19 protein-coding genes are annotated in these 20445 nt (G+C 49.5%); 9 read left to right on the top strand and 10 right to left on the bottom strand.

Annotated elements, in window-relative coordinates; all coding sequences use genetic code 11:
• A partial coding sequence (locus tag Q0101_RS02875; protein WP_297942145.1) for a hypothetical protein occupies positions 1–491 on the top strand: 491 nt, incomplete at its 5' end.
• 36 nt (positions 492–527) lie between these two features.
• Here the strand turns inward: Q0101_RS02875 and Q0101_RS02870 are convergent.
• The 6 genes from Q0101_RS02870 to Q0101_RS02845 form a co-directional block, all read right to left on the bottom strand.
• Positions 528–1556 carry a hypothetical protein gene (locus tag Q0101_RS02870; protein ID WP_297942143.1) on the bottom strand — a complete coding sequence of 343 codons (1029 nt, stop codon included), beginning with the start codon at positions 1554–1556 and terminating at the stop codon, positions 528–530.
• A gap of 229 nt (positions 1557–1785) precedes the next feature.
• Positions 1786–1944: a hypothetical protein gene (locus Q0101_RS02865; protein ID WP_297942140.1), complete on the bottom strand. Its 159-nt coding sequence runs from the start codon at positions 1942–1944 to the stop codon at positions 1786–1788.
• A 202-nt stretch (positions 1945–2146) separates the two neighbouring features.
• Entirely contained in the window at positions 2147–3427 is a 1281-nt protein-coding gene (locus tag Q0101_RS02860; protein ID WP_297942137.1) for a dihydroorotase, read from the bottom strand.
• On the bottom strand, positions 3424–4353 hold the full coding sequence (locus Q0101_RS02855) for an aspartate carbamoyltransferase catalytic subunit (RefSeq protein WP_297893734.1): 930 nt from the start codon (positions 4351–4353) through the stop codon (positions 3424–3426). The genes Q0101_RS02860 and Q0101_RS02855 overlap by 4 nt, the downstream gene beginning before the upstream one ends.
• Positions 4354–5156: 803 nt before the next feature.
• Positions 5157–6017 carry a hypothetical protein gene (locus tag Q0101_RS02850; RefSeq protein WP_297942135.1) on the bottom strand — a complete coding sequence of 287 codons (861 nt, stop codon included), beginning with the start codon at positions 6015–6017 and terminating at the stop codon, positions 5157–5159.
• A gap of 11 nt (positions 6018–6028) precedes the next feature.
• The gene (locus tag Q0101_RS02845; RefSeq protein WP_297942132.1) at positions 6029–7159 is read right to left on the bottom strand and encodes a CinA family protein; all 1131 of its coding nucleotides are present in this window, start codon (positions 7157–7159) and stop codon (positions 6029–6031) included.
• A gap of 118 nt (positions 7160–7277) precedes the next feature.
• On the opposite strand from Q0101_RS02845, the gene ileS reads away from it, so the two are divergent.
• The 7 genes from ileS to Q0101_RS02810 all read left to right on the top strand — a co-directional run bounded on the left by ileS (position 7278) and on the right by Q0101_RS02810 (position 16078).
• Positions 7278–10037 carry an isoleucine--tRNA ligase gene (ileS, locus tag Q0101_RS02840; RefSeq protein ID WP_297942130.1) on the top strand — a complete coding sequence of 920 codons (2760 nt, stop codon included), beginning with the start codon at positions 7278–7280 and terminating at the stop codon, positions 10035–10037.
• A 96-nt stretch (positions 10038–10133) separates the two neighbouring features.
• The gene (gene gatA, locus Q0101_RS02835; RefSeq protein WP_297942128.1) at positions 10134–11492 is read left to right on the top strand and encodes an Asp-tRNA(Asn)/Glu-tRNA(Gln) amidotransferase subunit GatA; all 1359 of its coding nucleotides are present in this window, start codon (positions 10134–10136) and stop codon (positions 11490–11492) included.
• A 3-nt stretch (positions 11493–11495) separates the two neighbouring features.
• The gene (gene guaB, locus Q0101_RS02830) at positions 11496–12947 is read left to right on the top strand and encodes an IMP dehydrogenase (protein ID WP_297942125.1); all 1452 of its coding nucleotides are present in this window, start codon (positions 11496–11498) and stop codon (positions 12945–12947) included.
• Positions 12944–14047, top strand: a complete 1104-nt coding sequence (locus tag Q0101_RS02825) for a homoserine O-acetyltransferase (RefSeq protein WP_297942123.1) — start codon at positions 12944–12946, stop codon at positions 14045–14047. The genes guaB and Q0101_RS02825 overlap by 4 nt, the downstream gene beginning before the upstream one ends.
• Entirely contained in the window at positions 14040–14231 is a 192-nt protein-coding gene (gene xseB / locus Q0101_RS02820; protein WP_297942120.1) for an exodeoxyribonuclease VII small subunit, read from the top strand. Before Q0101_RS02825 ends, xseB begins: the two co-directional genes overlap by 8 nt.
• A 9-nt stretch (positions 14232–14240) precedes the next feature.
• On the top strand, positions 14241–15416 hold the full coding sequence (locus Q0101_RS02815; protein WP_297942118.1) for a carbon-nitrogen hydrolase family protein: 1176 nt from the start codon (positions 14241–14243) through the stop codon (positions 15414–15416).
• Entirely contained in the window at positions 15413–16078 is a 666-nt protein-coding gene (locus Q0101_RS02810; RefSeq protein ID WP_297942115.1) for a ThiF family adenylyltransferase, read from the top strand. The genes Q0101_RS02815 and Q0101_RS02810 overlap by 4 nt, the downstream gene beginning before the upstream one ends.
• Before the next feature lie 117 nt (positions 16079–16195).
• Here the strand turns inward: Q0101_RS02810 and Q0101_RS02805 are convergent, their stop codons facing one another.
• The 4 genes from Q0101_RS02805 to Q0101_RS02790 all read right to left on the bottom strand — a co-directional run bounded on the left by Q0101_RS02805 (position 16196) and on the right by Q0101_RS02790 (position 19250).
• Positions 16196–17527, bottom strand: a complete 1332-nt coding sequence (locus Q0101_RS02805; RefSeq protein WP_297942114.1) for an ankyrin repeat domain-containing protein — start codon at positions 17525–17527, stop codon at positions 16196–16198.
• A 159-nt stretch (positions 17528–17686) separates the two neighbouring features.
• Positions 17687–18097 (bottom strand): Rrf2 family transcriptional regulator, encoded by a 411-nt coding sequence (locus Q0101_RS02800; RefSeq protein WP_297942112.1) that lies wholly within the window; start codon positions 18095–18097, stop codon positions 17687–17689.
• Positions 18098–18178: 81 nt separating this feature from the next.
• Positions 18179–18814 (bottom strand): NAD(P)-dependent oxidoreductase, encoded by a 636-nt coding sequence (locus Q0101_RS02795; RefSeq protein WP_297942110.1) that lies wholly within the window; start codon positions 18812–18814, stop codon positions 18179–18181.
• A 61-nt stretch (positions 18815–18875) separates the two neighbouring features.
• The gene (locus Q0101_RS02790) at positions 18876–19250 is read right to left on the bottom strand and encodes a cupin domain-containing protein (protein WP_297942108.1); all 375 of its coding nucleotides are present in this window, start codon (positions 19248–19250) and stop codon (positions 18876–18878) included.
• 164 nt (positions 19251–19414) lie between these two features.
• Between Q0101_RS02790 and Q0101_RS02785 the strand changes: the two genes are divergently transcribed.
• Positions 19415–20290, top strand: a complete 876-nt coding sequence (locus Q0101_RS02785; protein WP_297942106.1) for an ABC transporter six-transmembrane domain-containing protein — start codon at positions 19415–19417, stop codon at positions 20288–20290.
• The last annotated feature ends 155 nt before the right edge of the window (positions 20291–20445 follow it).

Raw genomic sequence — 20445 nt, 5'->3', positions numbered from 1 at the left:
TATTTTTAAATTTCTCTAGGATATGGGATGAGCAAAAAATATCCAATAATTTAGAAAATATAATCTCTATAGTTGCCAGCAAAATTTATACTAGTATAACTAACCCACCAGAAGGTAATGCAAATATAGGCCAATGGTGCAAGAAAAAATTATGTTGGGATAATATAAAAAATATCGAATTAAACTTAGAATTCGACGATGAAAATCTAAGTAACGCAGAAGAAGAAAAATATATAAAAAAAGAAGCCAGGAAAGATAAGAAACTTGACGATGAAATAGAAGTTCAATCGTTTGTCGTCAAATTTAAAGATTGGGATAAGATTTTAAAATATTATGAAAAAGATGAAATAAGGCACCAAATACCTATGAAGCAAATGAATATTTTAGAAAAAGTTGTGAATGGATATATAGCTCTTCCATCCGTAAAGCAATCTAAGATTTTATACGAACTTTATGAAAATGCTAAAAAAGAAGGTTTTATAATTGCCTAAAAATAGGCACGAACTTTCTTACTCCGTGCCAAAGCCCTACCAGCCGTTTATCGCAAACAAAATCGCTAAGTTTTTCTGCGCCAAGAGCTCGTCCGAGAGGCGGTCGTATTCGCCCCCGAGCCCTATTTCTTGCGCCATAGACGGCGGCTCATCGTCCCAAGAGCCCATCGCACCGAATACATCGGCGATCCCCGCCGCGGCAAACGCCCTCAAGCTCGGCTGCGGCAGCGCTGCAAACGAAACGGCGTAATACTCGCCCACAGCGACTTCGCCCCGCAGCGTCTTAAGCGCATTATCAAACGTCTGCGCGAAGTTTTCGTAGCCTATCTTGCTCGCAAAATCCCTGATTTGCACTAAAACATTCCCGAATTCTGCGCTATTATCGCGCGCGTTTAGCGCATCCCACGGCATCCCGCGCCAAAGACGCTCGACGTATTTCACGCGCCAAGCCTTTTTGTCGCGATCGTATTTCCAATCAGGCGTAAAAACGCCGTTAAAGTCCTCAAAGCGGCAAACGATGCCGTTTACGTTCATCCCCGAAAAGCCCAAAAGCGCTCTATTTTTTGCGAAAGTTGGAATACTAAGCCTCGCATCCTTCAAACCGAACTTTAGGCACTGCTCTATCCAACGCCGCTGCGCGTAGATTGGCTCATCCTCGCGCGCTTTTTGCGCGACTTGCTCGGTAAAAAATTTATGCGCCTTTTGCAGAAACGACGAGCTCGTGCTTTCGTCGGCGCCTTTTTTACTAGCCGCTTTTGCATTTGCCGCTTCTTTGCTGTTCGCGCGCTTTTGCTCTGCTGCGCCGCCGCTATCGATAACTTTGTCCGTCGCACTGCTTTGCACTGCGCCGTACGCATCTTTTTGTTCCGCAGCTTTACTTGTGTCGTTTACGCCGTCCTGCGCTGCGCGGCTCACACCCTCTGCGGTGCGGAAATGCTCCTTCGCAAACTCAAAATTTAAATATTTTATATATTTTTGATCTTGCGGCAGTGGCTTAGGATTGCCGCGCAGAGCTGATTTTAGCGCGACACATAGCGCACACGAGAGATATATTTCGCCATTCATAGATATCCTTTAATTTAGATCACTCCCGTTCATGCAGCGGATTATTTATGCTCCGCACCAAAAGCTAGCGCGGCAAAATTTTAAAATTTTGCGCCTTAGCGACAAATTTAATCACGATAAAATTTGCGCGTGAAGCAAAAACAAATCTGCGCAAAGATAGAATTCTCAACCGCCGCGAACATGAAATTTTAAAAACAGCCGCCGTATCGAAAAAGATGCCGTTATAAATTTAGAGCAGCTCGCGCACGGGCACGGATAAAATTCCGAAGCCGAAATCTACGAGCGGCACAGACAAGGCGATGTGCGTTAAATTTACGCGCACTCCTAAAACGACAAACCGCTTTAAAGAAATTTCAACAGCGCTCGCGCTATGAAATTTTAAAGACAAGTCGCTGCGCCTACGCTGCCGCCAAATTTAAAATAAACCGATCGCACCGCAAAATTTTAAAAGCAAACCGTTGCGTCCAAACTAGCTAAATTTAAAATTAAGCAATAGCACCATTTGCGCTACGAATACCGCTCGTCGGCAAGCTACCACTCGCAAGCTCTGCCCGCAAGCCGCCGATCGCAAGCCATACGTCGCAAGCGCCCTACGCTACGACGTTTGGAAACTCATAGACCACGCGGCCGCTTTTGATCGTGCAAACCGCGGCGCCCGTAAGCTGCTTGCCGAAAAGCGGCGAGTTGCGCGATTTGGACTTATTTAGCGCCTCGTCGTATACGTAGGAAATCTGCGGATCGATGATCGCGACGTCGGCTAAAAAGCCCTCTTTAATCTCGCCCTTGTCCTTTAAATTTAGAATTTTAGCCGGGTTAAACGAGCAGAGGCGCACCATGTCTTCAAGGCCGATGACGCCCTGCTCTACGAGCCGCAGCGTAAGCGGCACGAGGGTTTGAAGCCCTAAAATTCCAAACGGCGCGTGATCAAATTCTACGAATTTATCGTCGGTGTTGTGCGGCGCGTGATCGGTCACGATAGCGTCGATCAGACCGCTTTTAAGCGCCTCTCTGATCGCCTGCACATCGCTTTGAGTGCGAAGCGGCGGCGACATTTTAAAATTCGTATCGTATCCCATCAGCTCGCGCTCGTCGAAGGTGAAGTGATGCGGCGTAGCCTCGCAGGTGACGCGGATGCCCTCGCGCTTAGCCTGCTCAATGAGCTTTAGCGACCACGCCGAGCTTACGTGCGCGATGTGGATGTGCCCGCCAGTCTTTTTGGCAAGTAGCAGATCGCGCGCGATCATGATCTCCTCTTTTTCGCTCGCCATCCCCTTTAGACCGAGGATCGCGCTGACCTTACCCTCGTTCATCACGCCGCCGTGGCATAGCGAGCAATCCTCGCTGTGATTTATCACGAATGAGCCGAAGTGAGCGGAGTATTCGAGCGCCTGTCGCATCACGGAGCTGTCGGTCACTGGCAGCCCATCGTCACTGAAAGCCACGCAGCCCGCCTCGAGCATATCGCCCATCTCGACGATCTTTGCACCCTTGCAGTCCTGGGAAATCGCGCCTATGGGCAGCAGATCGATAAGCCCGCGCGCCTTGGCCTTGGCGATCATCGCGCGCGTGATGCTTGAGTTGTCGTTTACGGGTTTGGTATTTGCCATCGGAAGGCAAGTCGTCACGCCGCCTGCAACCGCAGTTTCGCTGCCGCTGATGACGTCGTCTTTGTATTCGAGCCCGGGGTCTCTAAAATGCACGTGCATATCGATAAGCCCCGGCATCACGAGCTTGCCCGCAGCGTCTATGACGCGGTCTGCGGCGGGACACTCGCGCGTGATCTTTGAAATTTTATCGCCCTCGATCAGGACGTTCGCCTCCTCGCTACCGCCCCAATTAACGATCGTGCCGTTTTTTATCAAAATTTTCATCGTGCGCTCCTGTTTAAATTTATCGTATGAAGTATCGCCATTCGCATCGCCTCGCCGTTTTCTACCTGATCCAAAACGCAGCTATAGCGCGGATCGTCGGCTACGTCGGAGTTAATCTCCACGCCGCGATTGATCGGACCGGGGTGCATTATCATAACGCCCTCTTTTGCCGCTTGCATGCGCCTCGCGGTAAGTCCGAAAAATTTCGAGTACTCGCGCACGCTCGGGAAGCTCGGCTCGCCGTCTTGCCGCTCAAGCTGAATTCTAAGCATGATGATGACATCGGCACCCTCGATCGCCTCCTCCACGCTTTTGCATATCGGGCAGCCGAACGCGTCGCAGTCGCGCAGCATCATCGGAGGGCCGAAGAGCCGCACGTTTATGCCGAGCTTTTGCATCGCCCAGATGTCGCTTCTAGCCACACGCGAGCGAAATATATCGCCGATGATCGCGACGTTTAAATTCTCGATCCTGCCCTTATGCTCGCTTATCGTAAAAAGATCCAGCAGCGCCTGGCTCGGATGCTCGTTCAGCCCGTCGCCCGCATTTACGATCGATGCGTCGCAGTTGGCTGCGACGAATTTCGCCGCGCCCGAGCAGCTGTGGCGCAGCACAAAGATATCCGTGCGCATCGCCTGCATATTTCTGATGGTGTCGATCAGCGTCTCGCCCTTTTTCGTGCTGCTGTCCGCAGCGGTGAAATTTACGCTGTCCGCGCCCAGGCGCTTGGCTGCGATCTCAAAGCTCGTGCGGGTGCGGGTGGAGTTTTCGAAAAACGCGTTGATGACCGTCTTGCCGCGAAGCGAGTCGGATTTTTTGACGTCAGAGCGGTTGAGCGCTTTAAACTCGCGCGCTAGATCTATAAAGTCGTAGATGTCCTCGCGGCTCAGATCCTGCGCGCTAAGAAGATGCTTTAGCTTATACATTCCCTCTCCTTTTTTAGGCCGAATTTCAGCCGTAATTGTATAAAAAAATCTCTGATAAAATTTTAAAATTTAAGAGCTGAGCTCAAATTTAGACGCGGAATTTTGCTTGAAATTTCATTTGAGTTCGCATACGAAGCGCGGACGGGATTTTAAAATTTTACCCGCGGCGGCATGCGGAATTTTGAAATTTTACCCGCGGCGGGCGGCGGAGCGGATACGAAGCGTAAATTTAAAATTTTAAGAAGCGCCACGGACTATGAAATAGTCGCGTAAATTTAAAATTTAGCGAAGCGGATGCGGAGGACGAAGCAGCCGCATAAATTTAAAGCTGTGCGTAAAATTTTAAATTTAACAGGACGGCGCGGACGCTCGTGCTGCACGGCTCGCCGCTGTTTTGCGCGGACGCTATAAATTTAGCGAGCAAGGAAAAGCGGTTTGGATCGGACGTGTCCCGATCGGGGCGCGTAGAATTTAGCGCCCGAGCGCGGGGCGTGAAGCGGCCTTGCGCGGATTTTTAAAAACCGAAATTGCGCAACGCAAAAAATCCCCGCACGCCGTAACGCGCATGCCGCAAAAAGATAAAATTTAAAAAATCTTACGCCAAGAGGATGAGATTTTAAAAAAGCCCGCGCCGAAAGATGATGAAATTTAACAAGGCTCGCGGCTTGCACGCAAAATTTTAAACCGCCGTCCGAGCAAAATTTTAACGAAACCGCCGCGCCGAGTAAATTTAATAAAATTTAGCATCGTTTCTCTGCGAGCATTCGCCACAACAAACAAATTTAAGCGAAATTTAGCCGTGCTTAAATTCTAAAGCTTTGTCCGCTGCTCCCGTCATCAGACTCCAAGCGATCCTTGCGCTCTTTCGGAGACTCGCCGCTTTCCTGCGAACGCCCACCGCGATGCTCCTGTCTAGGCTGCACGCCAAAGCCCTCCAAGACCTTGCCTAGGCTATCGTTTGCATCTTTTATAATTCCTTGCAGGCTTTGCCCCATCTGATCAAGGTTTTTGCCCGCCTCGCGCACCGCCGCCTCGCCCTGCTTAAGCAGATCGTCTATTTTCTCGGCGTTACGAGCGGCAAAATCGTTCAGCGCTTCGGGCGCCTTTTTCTGCAAATTTTGCAAGGCCTCGCCCAAAACTTTAGCATCGTTTGCAAGCTCGTCTATCGTAGAGTTTAGATCGGAGTTTCGCTTGCGCTCAAAACCCTGCGGCGCGGAGCCTCGTATAGAGCTTTGCGTAGAATTTTGCGTGGAGCTTTGCCCTGAGCTATCCGCGCTTTTATTAAAATTTTGCCCTTGATTACCCGCGCTAAAATTCTGTTCCGAACGCGTGCTTTGTTCGCGATCTTGTCCGTCCGATCCGCCGTCGCAGCCGCCCAAAACGCACGCTGCGACTAGCGCTAAAGTAAAATTTCGCGCCGCACTTATAAAGCTAAAATTTCTAGCGCGACCCGCCGAGATAAAATTTAGTCCGCCCCGCGCTGAGATAAAATTTTGCCCGTCGCTAGCCCGAATAAAATTCTGCCAGCCGCATGCCGAAGTAAAATTTCGCCCGCTGCCGGCTAAAACCAAATTTTGCTCTCGCTCAAAGCCCCGTTCGCCGCTAGCTCGGATAAAATTCTGCGCCGAATCGCGCCCGCACCCTTTCGAAATTCGTCTTTTCAAAATCTGCTCCTTTAAATTTCATCCCTAGCAATCGCGCTCGGAAGCCGCCCGAAAAACAGATCGCTTCTAAGCTTCAAAAGCAAGCAGATAGCGATATCCGCGCTTTGTTCGCGGATGTAGTTTCGATCGCCTTTTAGATGAAATTCCCCGACGATCTGTTTGCCGCCCTGCTCCTTCGCGCCGATAAAGACCGTCCCTACGGGCTTTTGCGCGCTTCCGCCGCCAGGGCCTGCGATACCGCTTACTGCAAGAGCGAAGCTCGCCCCGCTGCTTTGCAGCGCGCCCTCCAGCATCTCGCCCACGGTCTGCGCGCTGACCGCGCCGTAGCGAGCGAGCGTATCTTCGCCTACGTTGAGCCAGAGATTTTTTATCTCGTTGGCGTAGCTTACGAGCGAGCCGTCAAAAACGTCGCTCACGCCCGCGACTGCGCCGAATTTTGCGGCGATGAGCCCTGCGGTGCAGCTTTCGGCAAAGGTGATCTTAGCGCCTATTTCGCGCAGTCTATCCACCACAAAGCCCATAAAATCGCCGCCTTCGATGTAGCAGCTCTCATAATACTTGCCGACGCTTTGTAAAAACGCATCCAGCGCTCCGAATTTCATCGCACTGGCGCGCACTAGCAGCAAAAAGGAGCAGGGCCTACTGATCGTAAGCGAAATTTTATAACTGATCGCGAGGCTTTCTAGGCGCTGCTTTACGCTTTCGTATTCGCAATCAAATAGATAAAAGCTCTCGCCCGCGCTCGGCGCGTCTTGAAGGATCGGCGGCAGGCTCTGCAAGCAAAGCGCCTTGATCACGTTTACCGAGCAGCCTCTGACATTTAGTAGGAAGCTGTTTTTCGCCACCGTGTGCGCCATCGAGGGAGCTAGGGTTTCTCCGTTTTTTAGCTCGAGCGAATCGAAAGAGAGTGTCGATAAAATTTTACCGACGACCGCGTAAGCGGAGTTTGCCGCAAAGATCGTGATAAAATCGTACGAATCGATCATCTTTTCAAGCGCGAAGGGCAAAACCTTATCGTTTTCGCTTAAGAATTTCAGATCGTCCATCCGCCCAAAAACACGTTCGTAGCTGCGAGAAATATAGCTCATCAAAGCCGCGTCATAGCGGATCTCCTCGCCGATTACAAGGATGATATTTTTCATAAAGACCCTCATTAAATTTTCGCACATTATAGCATAAACGCAGACTGCTCTTTCAGAGCTTTTTAATGGCGTTTTGGATAAACTTCACAAATTTTTTAAGACACGAAAAGGTATAAATATGGACTACAAAGATACTCTCTTTCTTCCTACTACGGATTTTGCGATGCGAGGCGCACTGCCGCAAAACGAACCTGCGCGGTTTAAGGCATGGTACGATGAGCGTAAAATTTACGAAAAGATGAAGGCTAAGCGCAAGGGCGCAAGCGTTAGCTTTAATATCCACGACGGCCCTCCGTACGCTAACGGACACCTCCACATCGGCCATGCGCTGAATAAAATTTTAAAAGACATCATCACCAAAACCCATTATTTCTTCGGCGAGGATATCCGCTACGTGCCGGGCTGGGACTGCCACGGCCTGCCGATCGAGCAGCAAGTAGAGATCAAACTAGGCGAGCGGAAAAAATCGCTTTCAAAAGTGCAGATCCGCGAGCTTTGTAGACAGCACGCCAAAGAGTTCATCGACGTGCAGCGCAATGAATTTAAAGATATGGGGATTTTGGGCGACTGGGACGATCCGTATCTGACGCTAAAATTTGAGTTTGAGGCTGAAATTTACAAGGCGCTCTGCCAAATCGCAAAAAAAGGAATTCTGATCGAGCGCTCAAAGCCCGTGTTTTGGAGCTGGGCGGCAAAAAGCGCGCTCGCAGAAGCCGAGGTCGAATACAAAGACAAAGAGGACTACTCGATCTTCGTGGCGTTTGATCTAAGCGGTGAAGCGAACGCCAAAATCGGCGCAAAAGGCGCCAAAGCGGTCATCTGGACGACCACGCCTTGGACGCTGCCTGCAAACGGCGCAATATCTTTGAACCCGAATGAAATTTACGCGCTGACAAGCGAAAATTTGATCCTTGCAAAACCTCTGGTCGAAAGCCTCGTAAGCCTAGGCATCACCGAGGGCAAGATCGTAAAAGAATTTAAGGCTACCGAGCTTGAGGGCTTAAACGCGATCAATCCGCTAAACGATAGAATCTCAAAATTTATCCTCGGCGAGCACGTTTTAATGGACGGCGGTACCGGGCTCGTGCATACGGCTCCCGGGCACGGCGAGGACGATTATTTCGTAGGGCTTAAATACGGTATCGAGGTGATTATGCCCGTGGATGAGGGCGGCTGTTTCGATCAAACTCTTAAAACCAAAAAACTCTTCCGCGCAGACGTCGTAGATGAGTTCGTGGGGATGCATATTTTCAAAGCAAACGAGAAAATTTTAGAGCTTCTAGGCCCCGCGCTTATCAAGTCCGGCAAATTCGTCCACTCCTATCCACACTGCTGGCGTACGCACAAGCCGGTAATCTACCGCGCGACGAAGCAGTGGTTTATCGCGATGGATGAGCCAATGCCTAGCGGCAAGACGCTGCGTCAGGTGGCGCTAGAGCAGATCGGCAAGGTTAAATTTTATCCGCAAAGCGGCATCAACCGCCTTACCTCGATGATAGAAAACCGCCCCGATTGGTGTATCTCGCGCCAGAGGGACTGGGGCGTGCCGATCGCGTTTTTCCGCGACAAAAGCACCAAAGAGCCGATCTTTGATGAAAAAATTTTAAATAATATCTACGAAATTTTTAAGGCTAAGGGCGCGGATGCTTGGTGGCAGATGGAAATTTCGGAGCTCTTGCCTCAGGACAGCGGCTATAAGCCTGAAAATTTAGAAAAGGTGATGGACATCTTAGACGTTTGGTTCGATAGCGGCTCTACGTGGAAGGCGGTGCTGCAAAGCGGCGCCTACGATGCGGGCAAATTCCCTGCGGATATGTATCTTGAGGGCAGCGACCAACACCGCGGCTGGTTTCAAAGCTCACTACTTCTAAGCTGCGCGATTAACGAATGCGCGCCGTACAAAAGCATCCTCACTCACGGATTTACCGTCGATGAGAAGGGACAAAAGATGAGTAAGTCCGTCGGAAACGTCGTCTATCCGCAAGAGGTCGCAAAGAGCCACGGAGTGGAAATTTTACGCCTGTGGGTCGCGATGAGCGATTATTCGACCGATCTAAAGATCAGCGACAATATCCTAAAGCAGGTAAGCGAGCAGTACCGCAAGATCCGCAATACGATAAGATTTCTGCTCGCAAGCACCAGCGATCTGGGCGAGATCGAGACGAGCAATTTTACGCGGCTCGACCGCTGGATCCTAACGCGCGCTGCAAACGCCTTTGCGGGTGCGGAAGCGGCGTTTAGAAACTATGATTTTTCAAAGGGCTTCAATCAGCTACTAAATTTCTTAAGCGCCGATCTGAGCGGAATTTATCTTGATATCTGCAAAGACAGGCTCTACTGCGACGCACCCGACGAGCCGCGCCGCAGAAGCGCGCAAAGCGCGATCGCGCTAATCACGCGAGCGCTACTGCCTCTGATCGCGCCTACGCTAACCTACACGATCGACGAAGTAATGCAGTTCGCGCCGCGTATCATCAAAGAGGGCAAGGAAGACGTTTTCGATCTGACATATAAGCCGATAGAATTTGACGATTTTCTAGAATTCGACGAAATTTTAATCAAATCGAGAGAGAAATTTTTCGAGCTCATCGACGCGCTGAAAAAGGACAATATCATCAAATCGACGCTTGAGCTGGTTTTACAGACGAGCTCGAACGAAATTTTATCAAACGACATCCTGGGCGTGGCGGACTGGTTCATGGTAAGCGACGTGGACACTCTGCAAAGCGATGAGGCTCTGGCGGAGTTTAAGATAAACGACGAAATTTTCCGCCTCATAAAATCCTCTAAACATAAATGCCCTAGATGCTGGAAATTTAACGCAAAAGAGCCTGATGAGCTCTGCCCGCGCTGCGCGAAGGTCATGCATGCTCGCTAGCCCCATAAGTCTCGGCTTCGTATTTTTTACGATCGCGCTGATCTGCGTAGCGACGGGCGTGGGGGTCTATTTCGTGAATAAATTTAAGGATGGCAGATGATAAGTTTGAAAGAGGCTCTAAAGCTGAGCGCGGATGAAATTTCGGCGCTTAGAGCGAAGCTAAAGGATAAAATTTTAAAAACCAAAGAGCTCGGCGCCTACGTCGAGCAGCTCACGGGCGAGGCTTTAAACATCAGCGGCGAGGGCGTGCCGATCGCGATCAAAGATAACATTCAGGTAAAAGATTGGAGCGTCACCTCGGCGAGTAAAATTTTGCAAGGCTACGTTGCGCCATACGACGCGACGGTGATCAAAAAGCTACGGAAGCGCGGCCTGGCGCCGTTTGGACGAACGAATATGGACGAGTTTGCGATGGGAAGCACGACCGAGAGCTCATCCTACGGCAAAACTCTCAATCCGACCGACCACTCGCGCGTACCAGGCGGCAGTAGCGGCGGAAGCGCGGCAGCAGTAGCGGCAAATATCGCCGTAGCCGCACTCGGAAGCGATACGGGCGGCTCGATCCGCCAGCCGGCGGCATTTTGCGGCTGTGTAGGCTTTAAGCCGAGCTACGGTAGGGTCAGCCGCTACGGGCTCGCGGCGTATTCGAGCAGCCTCGATCAGATAGGACCGATCACGCGCAGCGTCGAGGATGCGGCGATTTTATACGACATCATCGCAGGTCGCGACGAGATGGACAGCACGAGCTACACGGGCACTTACGAAAGCACCGCGGATAAGCTAAACGCGGATCGCAAGCTTAAGATCGCCGTTATAAAAAACTACGTGGACGAAGCCTCGCAGCAGGTCAAAGAGGCTCTAAATTCGACTATAGAAAAGCTAAAATCATTCGGGCATGAGATCGTTTACCGCGATCTTTGCAGCTCCAAATACGACATCGCGACCTACTACATCATCGCGACCGCCGAAGCTAGCGCAAATTTAAGCCGCTACGACGGCGTGCGCTACGGAAACCGCGCGAAGGCTCTAAATTTAAAAGAGCTCTACGCCAACACTCGCGGCGAAGGCTTCGGCGACGAGGTCAAGCGCCGCATGCTTCTAGGCACCTTCGTGCTAAGCAGCGGCTACTACGACGCGTACTACATCAAAGCACAGAAAGCAAGGGCTTTCATCAAAAGCGAATATGAGGAAATTTTAAAAGACGCCGATTTGATCTTTATGCCGATCGCGCCTGGAGTGGCGTATAAATTCGGCGAGCTTAGCGATCCGCTTCGCGCGTATCTTAGCGACATCTACACGATCGGCGTAAATTTAGCGGGGCTTCCCGCAATCTCCGTGCCGGTAGCGAAAAACAAAGAGGCTCTTAATATCAGCGCGCAGCTCATCGGGCGCGCCTACGACGAACAAGCGGTGCTGGACGGCGGCTTGAGTTTAGAAAAAATCGTGAAAGGATAAGTAATGAGGATCGTCAAAAAGGCTCTGACCTTCGAGGATGTTTTGTTGGTACCGCAATACTCTGAAATTTTACCCAAAGAGGTCGATATCAGCACGAGTTTTACGAAAAATATCACGCTAAATACCCCTCTCGTGAGTGCTGCGATGGATACGGTCACCGAGTACCGCACCGCGATAATGATGGCGCGCCTCGGCGGCATCGGCGTGATCCATAAAAATATGGACGAGGACTCGCAAGCCAAGATGGTTCGCCGCGTAAAAAAGAGCGAAAGTGGCGTCATTATAGACCCTATCTCGATCAAGGAGGACGCCACGATCAAAGACGCGCTCGATCTGATGAGCGAGTACCATATTAGCGGCATTCCCGTTATTGACGATAACGGCGTGCTGATTGGGATTTTAACCAATCGCGACCTGCGCTTTGAAACCGACACCGCCGCGCTTGTGGGCGAAAAGATGACCAAAGCTCCGCTAATTACCGCTCCAAAGGGCTGCACGCTTGATGATGCGGAGAAAATCTTTAGAAACAATAAGGTAGAAAAGCTTCCGATAATCGACGCAAACGGCCATTTAGAGGGGCTTATTACGATTAAAGACCTTAAAAAGCGCATCGAATATCCAAGCGCTAATAAAGATAAATTCGGCCGCCTTCGCGTCGCCGCGGCGATCAGCGTAGGTCATCTACAAAGAGCCGAAGCTCTCGTCAAAGCGGGCGTAGATGCGCTTGTAATGGACTCCGCGCACGGACACTCCAAAGGTATTATCGACACGCTTAAGGAGCTGAAGCGAAATTTTGACGTGGACGTAGTAGTCGGAAACGTCGCAAACCCCGCCAGCATAAAAGATATCGCAAACGCAGGAGCAGACGCGATTAAAGTAGGCATCGGCCCGGGTTCGATCTGCACTACGCGCATCGTAGCGGGCGTTGGCGTGCCGCAATTCACCGCGATCAACGATTGCGCGATCGAGGCGGCTAAATTTGGAATTCCGATCATCGCAGACGGCGGCATCAAATACTCGGGCGACATCGCCAAAGCCCTAGCCGCGGGCGCAAGCTCGGTGATGATGGGAAGCCTGCTTGCGGGCTGCTACGAAACCCCGGGCGAGCTCATTACGTTTCAGGGTCGCCAGTACAAAACCTACCGCGGCATGGGCTCTTTGGCAGCGATGCAAAAGGGAAGCTCGGATCGCTACTTTCAAGACGGCACCGCAAAAGAAAAGCTCGTGCCCGAGGGCGTCGAGGGGCGCGTACCTTACGCGGGCATGCTAAAAGACGTGATCTTTCAGCTGTTAGGCGGCTTGCGAAGCTCGATGGGATACTGCGGCAGCAAGGATATAGCGACCTTTCAGCAAAAGGCGGAATTCGTCGAGATCACGAGTGCAGGACTTAAAGAAAGCCACGTCCACGACGTCATCATCACGCAGGAAGCGCCGAATTACCGAGTAAATCAGTGATCCTTCAAAGCAAAATTCAAAATTTCGACGAGCCGCTTTATCTGGAGAGCGGCCGCGTCTTTTCCAACTTCAAGCTCGCCTACGAAACCTACGGCGAGCTAAATCCGGACAAATCAAACGTTATCGTCATCTGCCACGCCTTAACCGGCTCCGCGCACGCCGCGGGGCTCTACGAGGGCGACGTTAAACCTGGCTGGTGGGACGGACTCATCGGCGATCATAAAGCGGTCGATACGACGAAATTTTTCGTCATCTGCATAAATATCTTAGCTTCGCCGTTCGGCTCGACATGCCCGCTTGATGTCGATGAAAGCAGCGGCCGCGAGTACCGCTTGCGCTTTCCCGTAGTGGTCGTCTCGGACGTCGTGCGCGCGCAGATGATGCTTTTAAAGCGTCTCGGCATCGCCCGCGTTCGCGCCGTTATCGGCGGCAGTCTGGGCGGCATGCAGGCGCTGTGCTACGCGATCGAATATCCGGAATTTGCGGATGAAATTTTTGTGCTCGCAAGCACATACGCTACGCAGCCTTGGGCGATCGCGTTTAATAAGATCGCGACCGAGGCCATCTTGCGCGATCCGAGCTTCAAAAACGGCAACTACGATAAAAATCTGATCGCCGAGCGCGGACTTGACGGCATGGCGGTGGGGCGCATGGCGGGGCATATAAGTTTTTTAAGCCCAAGCTCGATGCAGGATAAATTTGGACGCAACTACGTCGAAACCGACGGTCTTTACGAGATTAACGGGCGCTTTCAGGTCGATCGTTACCTTGAATACAACGGCGAAAATTTCGCGCGCAGGTTCGATCCGCTGTGCTATCTTTACATCGCCAAGATGATGAATATATTTGATTGCACGCGCCACTACGGCAATCTCAAAAACGCCTGCGCGCAGATCAGATCGCGCCTGCACCTCATCTCTTTCAAAGGCGACGTGCTCTTTCCGCCGGGGCTGATGAAAGAAATTTACGATGCGATGAGCGATCTAGGCAAAAAGGATCGCGCGAGCTATGCGCAGATCGACAGCGACTACGGACACGACGCGTTTTTGGTCGAGATAGAAAAATTTGATTACATCATAAAAAGGATTTTGGATGAGTGAGAGTTTCGAGGAAAAAATGGAAAAGATCAACGCGCTTTTAAAGAGCCTAAACGACAAGGATCTAAGCCTAGAAGAGAGTGTGAAGCTGTATAAGCAGGGCGTGGCGCTGCTAAAAGAGGCGAAGGAAATTTTAGAAAACGCCAAACTCGAGGTTGCCGAAATAAACGCACCCGAGCAGGCTTAGGAGGCGACGATGATAAACGTATGCGTTTTGCAACTACCGACGCTTTCGATGAGCGAAAATCGGATCGATTACTATATGAAGGTCGCCAAAGACAACGGCGCGCGGATCGTGCTGCTAGGCGAATATGAGCTAAATTCCTTCTTTAGCGAGCTTAAAAAGATGCCTCGCTCCATCGCGTGCGAACAGAGCGAGCACAAGCAGGAGCTGATGGCGCGGCTGGCCGCTAAATACGACCTACATATTGTAGCACCGATAATCAGAGCCGCTAGCGGCGCGATTTTGAGGCAGGCGGGCATTTTCGGCGGCGCGGCTCAAAAAAGCGCGCGCTGCGACGGCGAAAATTCCGCAAGCCTTAAAAGCGAGCATGGTTGCAAGGGCGAGCTAAATTCCAAGAGCGATTTAAATTCCAACGGCGGTTCAAATTCTAAAGGCGCTTTAAATTCCAAAAACGAGCAGAATTTCAAAGGCGGCTCAAACTCCTGCGGCGCGCACGCTTTAAATTTCAAAGCCGCAAATTCCGCAGACGGTTTAAATTTAAGCGCTTCAATCCCAAGTAACTCGAACGCTTCAAATTTAAAAGCCGAAAGCCAAAAAGATGCGAGTGAAGAAGAGATCTTTTGCGCGAGCGAAAACGAGCCCATCTGGGTGAAATCCTGCGCGAAATTTTCGCCCTCGGAGGTGAAATTTTACGATCAAAATATCCTGATGGACTATCCGCACTGGAACGAGGAGGGCTTTTTCGCCAACCGCAAAAGCCGCAAAATTGGTAAAATTTCGCCGATGATCTTTAGCGAGGGCGGCGTGAAATTCGGCGTGTGTTTCGGCTACGAGGCGCATTTTGACGTATTTTGGCGCTATTTTATGCAGAAAAACGTCGGCTGCGTGCTCGTGCCGTGCGCTTCGACCTTTGAAAGCGGCGGGCGCTGGCGCGAGCTTTTGAAGATGCGCGCGTTTACAAACTCGCTCTACGTCATCCGCGCCAACCGCATCGGCGAGGCGAAATTCGGCGAGAACGAGTTTAAATTTTACGGCGAAAGCTTCGTCGCAACCCCTAGCGGCGAGATCGCAAACGAGCTGAAAAACGAAGAGGGCGTGCTGATGTGCGAAGTGGACGCGGACGAGATCGCTACAGCACGCGGGCTGTGGAAATTTCGAAAAAATCTAGTCAACAGGGGGCTTTTATGAACTACTTTCACAGGCAGATCCAGCTTTGGGGTGAGCAGACGCAGCGCGCGCTTGCGGACAAGCGCATCCTAATCATCGGCGCGGGCGGGCTTGGAAGCAGCCTTTCTTACGCTCTGGGCGCAAGCGGCATCGGGCGGATTAGCGTCGTGGATTTCGACACGGTGGCGCTTCACAACATCCACAGGCAAATTTTATTCACGCTTGCAGACGAGGGCAAATTTAAAGCGGACGTCTTTAAAAGCCGCACGGAAAGCCGCTATGACGGCGTGAGTGTGGAGGTGCATAAGAGCCGCGCGGAGGAATTTTTCGCTAGCGCGATAGACTCGGGCGAGAAATTTGATCTGATTTTGGATGCGACCGATAATCTCGCCACGCGCGCGCAGATCGATGCCTTTGCCAAGCAAATAGGTGTGCCGTGGGTGTTTGCGTCGGTGGATAGCTGGCAGTGCCAAGTCTGCTTCGTGCAGAATGCGGATTTTAAATTTTTCCCGAGCCTAAACGCGACGCCTGCGGGCATAACGGCTGCGATCGTGATGTTTGCGGCGAGCTTTGAGGCGAACCTCGCTCTGCGCTACCTAGCGGGGCTTGAGGTCGAAAAAGACCTGCTTTACTACGCGAACTTTTTTGGCGGCGAGCTGGAAGTTAGGAAGATAAAATTGTAGTTTTGGCTCGGGCTAGTTTAAATTTAAGCCCGAGCTTGTGGGTTAACTTTATATCAAAAAGCTAATTTTGAGCGTGTTAGTTTAACTCTTCTTCTGTCATTTTATTCTCCTTAATATTTAGTTTTGATGACATTCTTTTCTTGCATTTTTTATCTCACCAGATGAGATCTCATCTATATATTTATCTAGCTTTTTTAAATTATCTTTATACGGCTGATCAAGCTTGCGACCGTCTTTATCTCTGGTATACATATGGATGGATACCGCTTCCATTTCATTTAACTCGCTTGCAAATTTCGTATATTCATAAACATCTTTAAATGTAGAATTTCCATCTTTGCAATATTTGCAATATACCGTCGTTATAAGCGAAATTTCACTTTTAGGTATATAATAAGTTGCATCGTAGTTTATTTTATAATAACTATCCAAACTATATATATAGTTTCTATGACAATCATCATATTTTCGTTTTAGGAATTCCGGGCTCGGTTGTCCGCCTACGTTATACTGCATAAGCAGCTTTAAAATCGGTTCGTAATTTGGAGTGCCCGGAAATGTATCATATAATGAAAAATCATATTCGGTAATATCAAATCCGTCCGTCGGTTCCGCTTTATCATTTAATATTCCTTCAGGCACGACCTTCTTGATATCGTTTCCGTACCTTAGACCCACCGTAGAGTTTTGAAATTTCCAAATATATGGCTTGTAGCCGCTTTCTAATGCCATCTTTGCTATCTCATACATATTCGTATTCGTAAGATATGAAAAGAAATAATTCGGCTCTCCTATACTAATCATAGGGTAGTCGGTATCATAAATCAACGTAAAATTTCCGTCATCACTTATTTGTAGGGATTTTATATGATTATAATTCGGCGGAAGCAGCCTATTTCTAACGACCTCCGCCTCTTCAAATTTAACTCCGTTGTCTAAAAGCAGTCTTACCGATTTAGTAGCATTATTTTCTATCGCATAAGCCATAGCGGATAGTTTGTATTCGTCTTTTTTGTGTATATCCGCACCTAGTTTTATAAGCTCTTGGGTAGTATTTGTATCATCCCAAAAGCTAGAATACATCACGGGCGTTACCCCTCCGTGCATAGTATGATCGACGGATAGATTATTATCTTTCATAAATTTTAAAATTTTATCAGTTTGCTTGCTTTTTAAAAGCCTTTTTAGCTCTACGTCTATGGCGGGTTCTTTAAATACGTTTTTCGGGTTTGAATTGTAATCTATATCCCAATGTCTAAATGCAAAACTTTGCATCTCCGCTTCGCTTACATACTTATCAAGCCCCGCTTCTTTAGTAGCATCAGAGCCTATCGTAATAGTGTAGTGAGATTGAGATTTATGAAGTCCTACTCTTCCGCTTATGAATAGATACAAAATAAGGCAAGCAAAAACTGCGATGAATTGCAATATGGCTTTTAAATATTTCAAAATTTCCCCTTAGAATTAATTAGGAGGATTATATCTTAAATCAAATTAAATCGAAATTTTACGCGGCGGGCGGGTAAAATTTTATACAAATTTAGCCCGCAAGCCTTGAAATCTGAGCAAGTTTGGAAGATAAATGCGTATTTAGAATTTTAATTAGCTTTATTCTAGATCGCTCAAAAGATCCGCCAAACTCACGTCGGATAGGGATTTTTTAAAATCATTCTGAATGCGCGCAAAGCGCGGCGCGAGTACCGCCTCGATCTTGCCGCCCACAGGGCAGGCGCTAGGCGAGCCTTTGTGCAGGCGAAACATCGCGTCCTCCTCGCTCACCGCCTCGTAAATGTCTAAAAGCGTAATGAGCCGCACGTCGCGAGCTAGCGTGATGCCACCCACGCCCGCAGTCGTGAGCACCAAGGCCGCGTTTTTTAGCTGCGAGATCAGCTTACGCGCGATGGCGGGGTTTATCCCCGAGCTTGCGGCGACGAAATCGCCCGTGACCTTCTCCTCGCGAAAATACGCGACGCAGAGCATGATGTGAACCGCGAGTGAAAATTTTATACCTACTTGCATAACCGGCCTTGATTTAAATTTAAAAACCGCACGTTGGTTTCGTGCGGCGTTATTTTAGCTAAATTACGCAAAATTTTAAACTCACGCTCTCTCGCCGACTGCGGTAAAGCGTTTTTGCACGAAATTTCTATTTTTTAGCTCGTCAATGATCGCGATCGCAAGATCGGCGTAGCTGATATAGCTCTCGTTTTGCGAGTTTAGTATGACGTGATCGTTGCCAAGGACGTATTTGCCGGTGCGAGCGCCATCTGCGTCGTAGTCTCCGGCAGGCGAGACGTAGGTCCAAAGCACGTCAGATTTGGTTTTTAGTTCAAAAAACGACTCCGCAGCCGCCCTTGCCACGCCCATATACTCAGGCGGGAAGTCGGGCGTATCCATAGCCATAGTGCCTTTGTCATCCACAAGCAGCGTACCCGCGCCGCCGATGGCTAGTAGTCTTGTTTTCGTACCGCTAAGTGCGTCTGCTAGGTGTTTTGCTACCTTTTTATGAAGAGGGAACGTTTCGGGCGTCCATGCCGCAAATGCGCTAATAACGGCGTCAAAGCCCGCTAGATCGGCTTTGCTAAGCTCGAAAACATCTTTATAAACGACTTTTACGTCGCCGTTTTTATACTCTTTGTTTCGCACGATAGCCGTTACGTCATGCCCTTGCTTTAGGGCTTCTTGCACCAAATTTGAACCTGATTTTCCGTTTGCTCCGATGATTGCTACTTTCATTGTTTCTCCTTTAAATTTGATTTTATTTGCTTGCTCGCGTTTGCCACGCGCCTTGCGAAATTTACAGCCAGCTAGGCTTTACATCGTCGTTTATCACGCCGTCGCCGTTAGTGTACTGCTCCAGGCTACCGCGTTTAGTTTGGATACAGATAAACTTCATCCCCTGCGCACCCGCCTTAAAGCATCTCTTGCCAGCCAGATCGATGCGGATCGCGTCGCCCTCACCCACCACCTTCTCCTCGCCGTCTATAAAAAGCGTGCCGCCGCCTTTTAGCACCAAATAAAGCTCCTCGTTTTGCTTGTGCGAATGCACGAAAGGCACGCTCGCGTTTGCCGGAAGCTCGTTGATAGAGAGCTCACAGCCGCTTAAATTTAGAGCTTCTTTTAGCTCGACTCTTGGTTCGCTTTTCGTTGAAACGATCTTGTAGTTTGACATCTTTGTCTCCTTAGATTTTTTTGTTATAATATTATATCTTACAACTGATGAGCGAAGTATAATCAAATTTTGTTGTAATGTCAAGAATTACAGCAAAAATTCCAAAATTTGACGCGAATTTTAAAATCAGCTAAAATCCGCGCGATTTTAACCGAAGGATTTTTATGCAAAATAGCGCATTTAAGACGCTAACGCTCATCGCAAAGAAAAATTTTAAAAAGCTGTTCTTGACATTTAGCCTGGTTTTGGCGGAAAACGGGCTATTTCTCGTCTATCCCGTGCTCGCAGGTATCACCATAAACGCCATCGTAGCGGGCGATACGCTTTTGACACTTAGCTACTCATGCATGGTATTCGTGGGCTGGGGACTTGGCTCGATTAGGCGGCGCGTGGATACGCAGGTGTTTACTAAGATATATGCAGGGCTTGCCGTAAGCGTGATAATGAACGAAAAAAGAGCCGCAAAAGACGAAAGCGCCGTAATCGCAAGAGCAAATTTGTCTCGCGAATTCGTGGATTTTTTCGAGCAGCATTTTCCCGTGTTTTTCACCTCGGTCGTATCGATTTTCGGCTCGGCGATCATGCTTTTGTTTATCGAGTTCTACGTAGGTTTGGCCGTTTTTGCTCTGCTCGCGGTTTTTGGCATTTTGCTGCCAAAATACATCGCCAAAAACGACCGCTTGTATCTAAAGCTAAACAACCAGCTAGAGCGCGAGGCAGGACGCATAAGCACAGGCGATGAGCGCACGCTAAAGCGCCACTACGACGTACTTTCAAAGCTTCGTATCCGCATCTCAAACAGAGAGGCGATGAGCTTTTTTATCATCGGCGCGAGTGCGGCGGCGATTTTTAGTTTAGCGATATTTTTGCTCTCAAGCAAGCAGTCAAACGCGGGCCACATCTACTCGGTGCTCACCTATCTTTGGACGTTTGCGATCAGCTTAGATGACGCACCGAGGCTGATAGAGGAGTTTAGCAAGCTAAAAGACATCGGTAAGCGCGTAGATGCCGGACTAGAAGGCGATATAGATAAAATTTAAGCGCTTTTTTGAGGTATAATGTACCTAAAATTTGCCGAAAAACGAGGTCAAAATGCACGAAAATCACGGCCACTGCGCGCATTCGCACACGTCAAACAAAGTCGTTTTGAGAAATTCTTTCCTTATAATCTCCGCTTTTATGCTGATCGAGGTCG

Source organism: uncultured Campylobacter sp., assembly GCF_937921625.1.
In the GTDB taxonomy this organism is placed as follows: domain Bacteria; phylum Campylobacterota; class Campylobacteria; order Campylobacterales; family Campylobacteraceae; genus Campylobacter_B.
The sequence above is the reverse complement of the archived record's forward strand: the minus strand, read 5'-3'. Positions and strand labels throughout refer to the sequence as shown.

Bases quoted from the DNA above. Each gene is read 5' to 3' on its own strand.
- Q0101_RS02870 (WP_297942143.1), bottom strand. From the start codon at position 1,556: ATGAATGGCGAAATATATCTCTCGTGTGCGCTATGTGTCGCGCTAAAA.
- Q0101_RS02860 (WP_297942137.1), bottom strand. From the start codon at position 3,427: ATGAAAATTTTGATAAAAAACGGCACGATCGTTAATTGGGGCGGTAGC.
- Q0101_RS02855 (WP_297893734.1), bottom strand. From the start codon at position 4,353: ATGTATAAGCTAAAGCATCTTCTTAGCGCGCAGGATCTGAGCCGCGAG.
- Q0101_RS02845 (WP_297942132.1), bottom strand. From the start codon at position 7,159: ATGAAAAATATCATCCTTGTAATCGGCGAGGAGATCCGCTATGACGCG.
- ileS (WP_297942130.1), top strand. From the start codon at position 7,278: ATGGACTACAAAGATACTCTCTTTCTTCCTACTACGGATTTTGCGATG.
- gatA (WP_297942128.1), top strand. From the start codon at position 10,134: ATGATAAGTTTGAAAGAGGCTCTAAAGCTGAGCGCGGATGAAATTTCG.
- guaB (WP_297942125.1), top strand. From the start codon at position 11,496: ATGAGGATCGTCAAAAAGGCTCTGACCTTCGAGGATGTTTTGTTGGTA.
- xseB (WP_297942120.1), top strand. From the start codon at position 14,040: ATGAGTGAGAGTTTCGAGGAAAAAATGGAAAAGATCAACGCGCTTTTA.
- Q0101_RS02815 (WP_297942118.1), top strand. From the start codon at position 14,241: ATGATAAACGTATGCGTTTTGCAACTACCGACGCTTTCGATGAGCGAA.
- Q0101_RS02810 (WP_297942115.1), top strand. From the start codon at position 15,413: ATGAACTACTTTCACAGGCAGATCCAGCTTTGGGGTGAGCAGACGCAG.
- Q0101_RS02800 (WP_297942112.1), bottom strand. From the start codon at position 18,097: ATGCAAGTAGGTATAAAATTTTCACTCGCGGTTCACATCATGCTCTGC.
- Q0101_RS02795 (WP_297942110.1), bottom strand. From the start codon at position 18,814: ATGAAAGTAGCAATCATCGGAGCAAACGGAAAATCAGGTTCAAATTTG.
- Q0101_RS02790 (WP_297942108.1), bottom strand. From the start codon at position 19,250: ATGTCAAACTACAAGATCGTTTCAACGAAAAGCGAACCAAGAGTCGAG.
- Q0101_RS02785 (WP_297942106.1), top strand. From the start codon at position 19,415: ATGCAAAATAGCGCATTTAAGACGCTAACGCTCATCGCAAAGAAAAAT.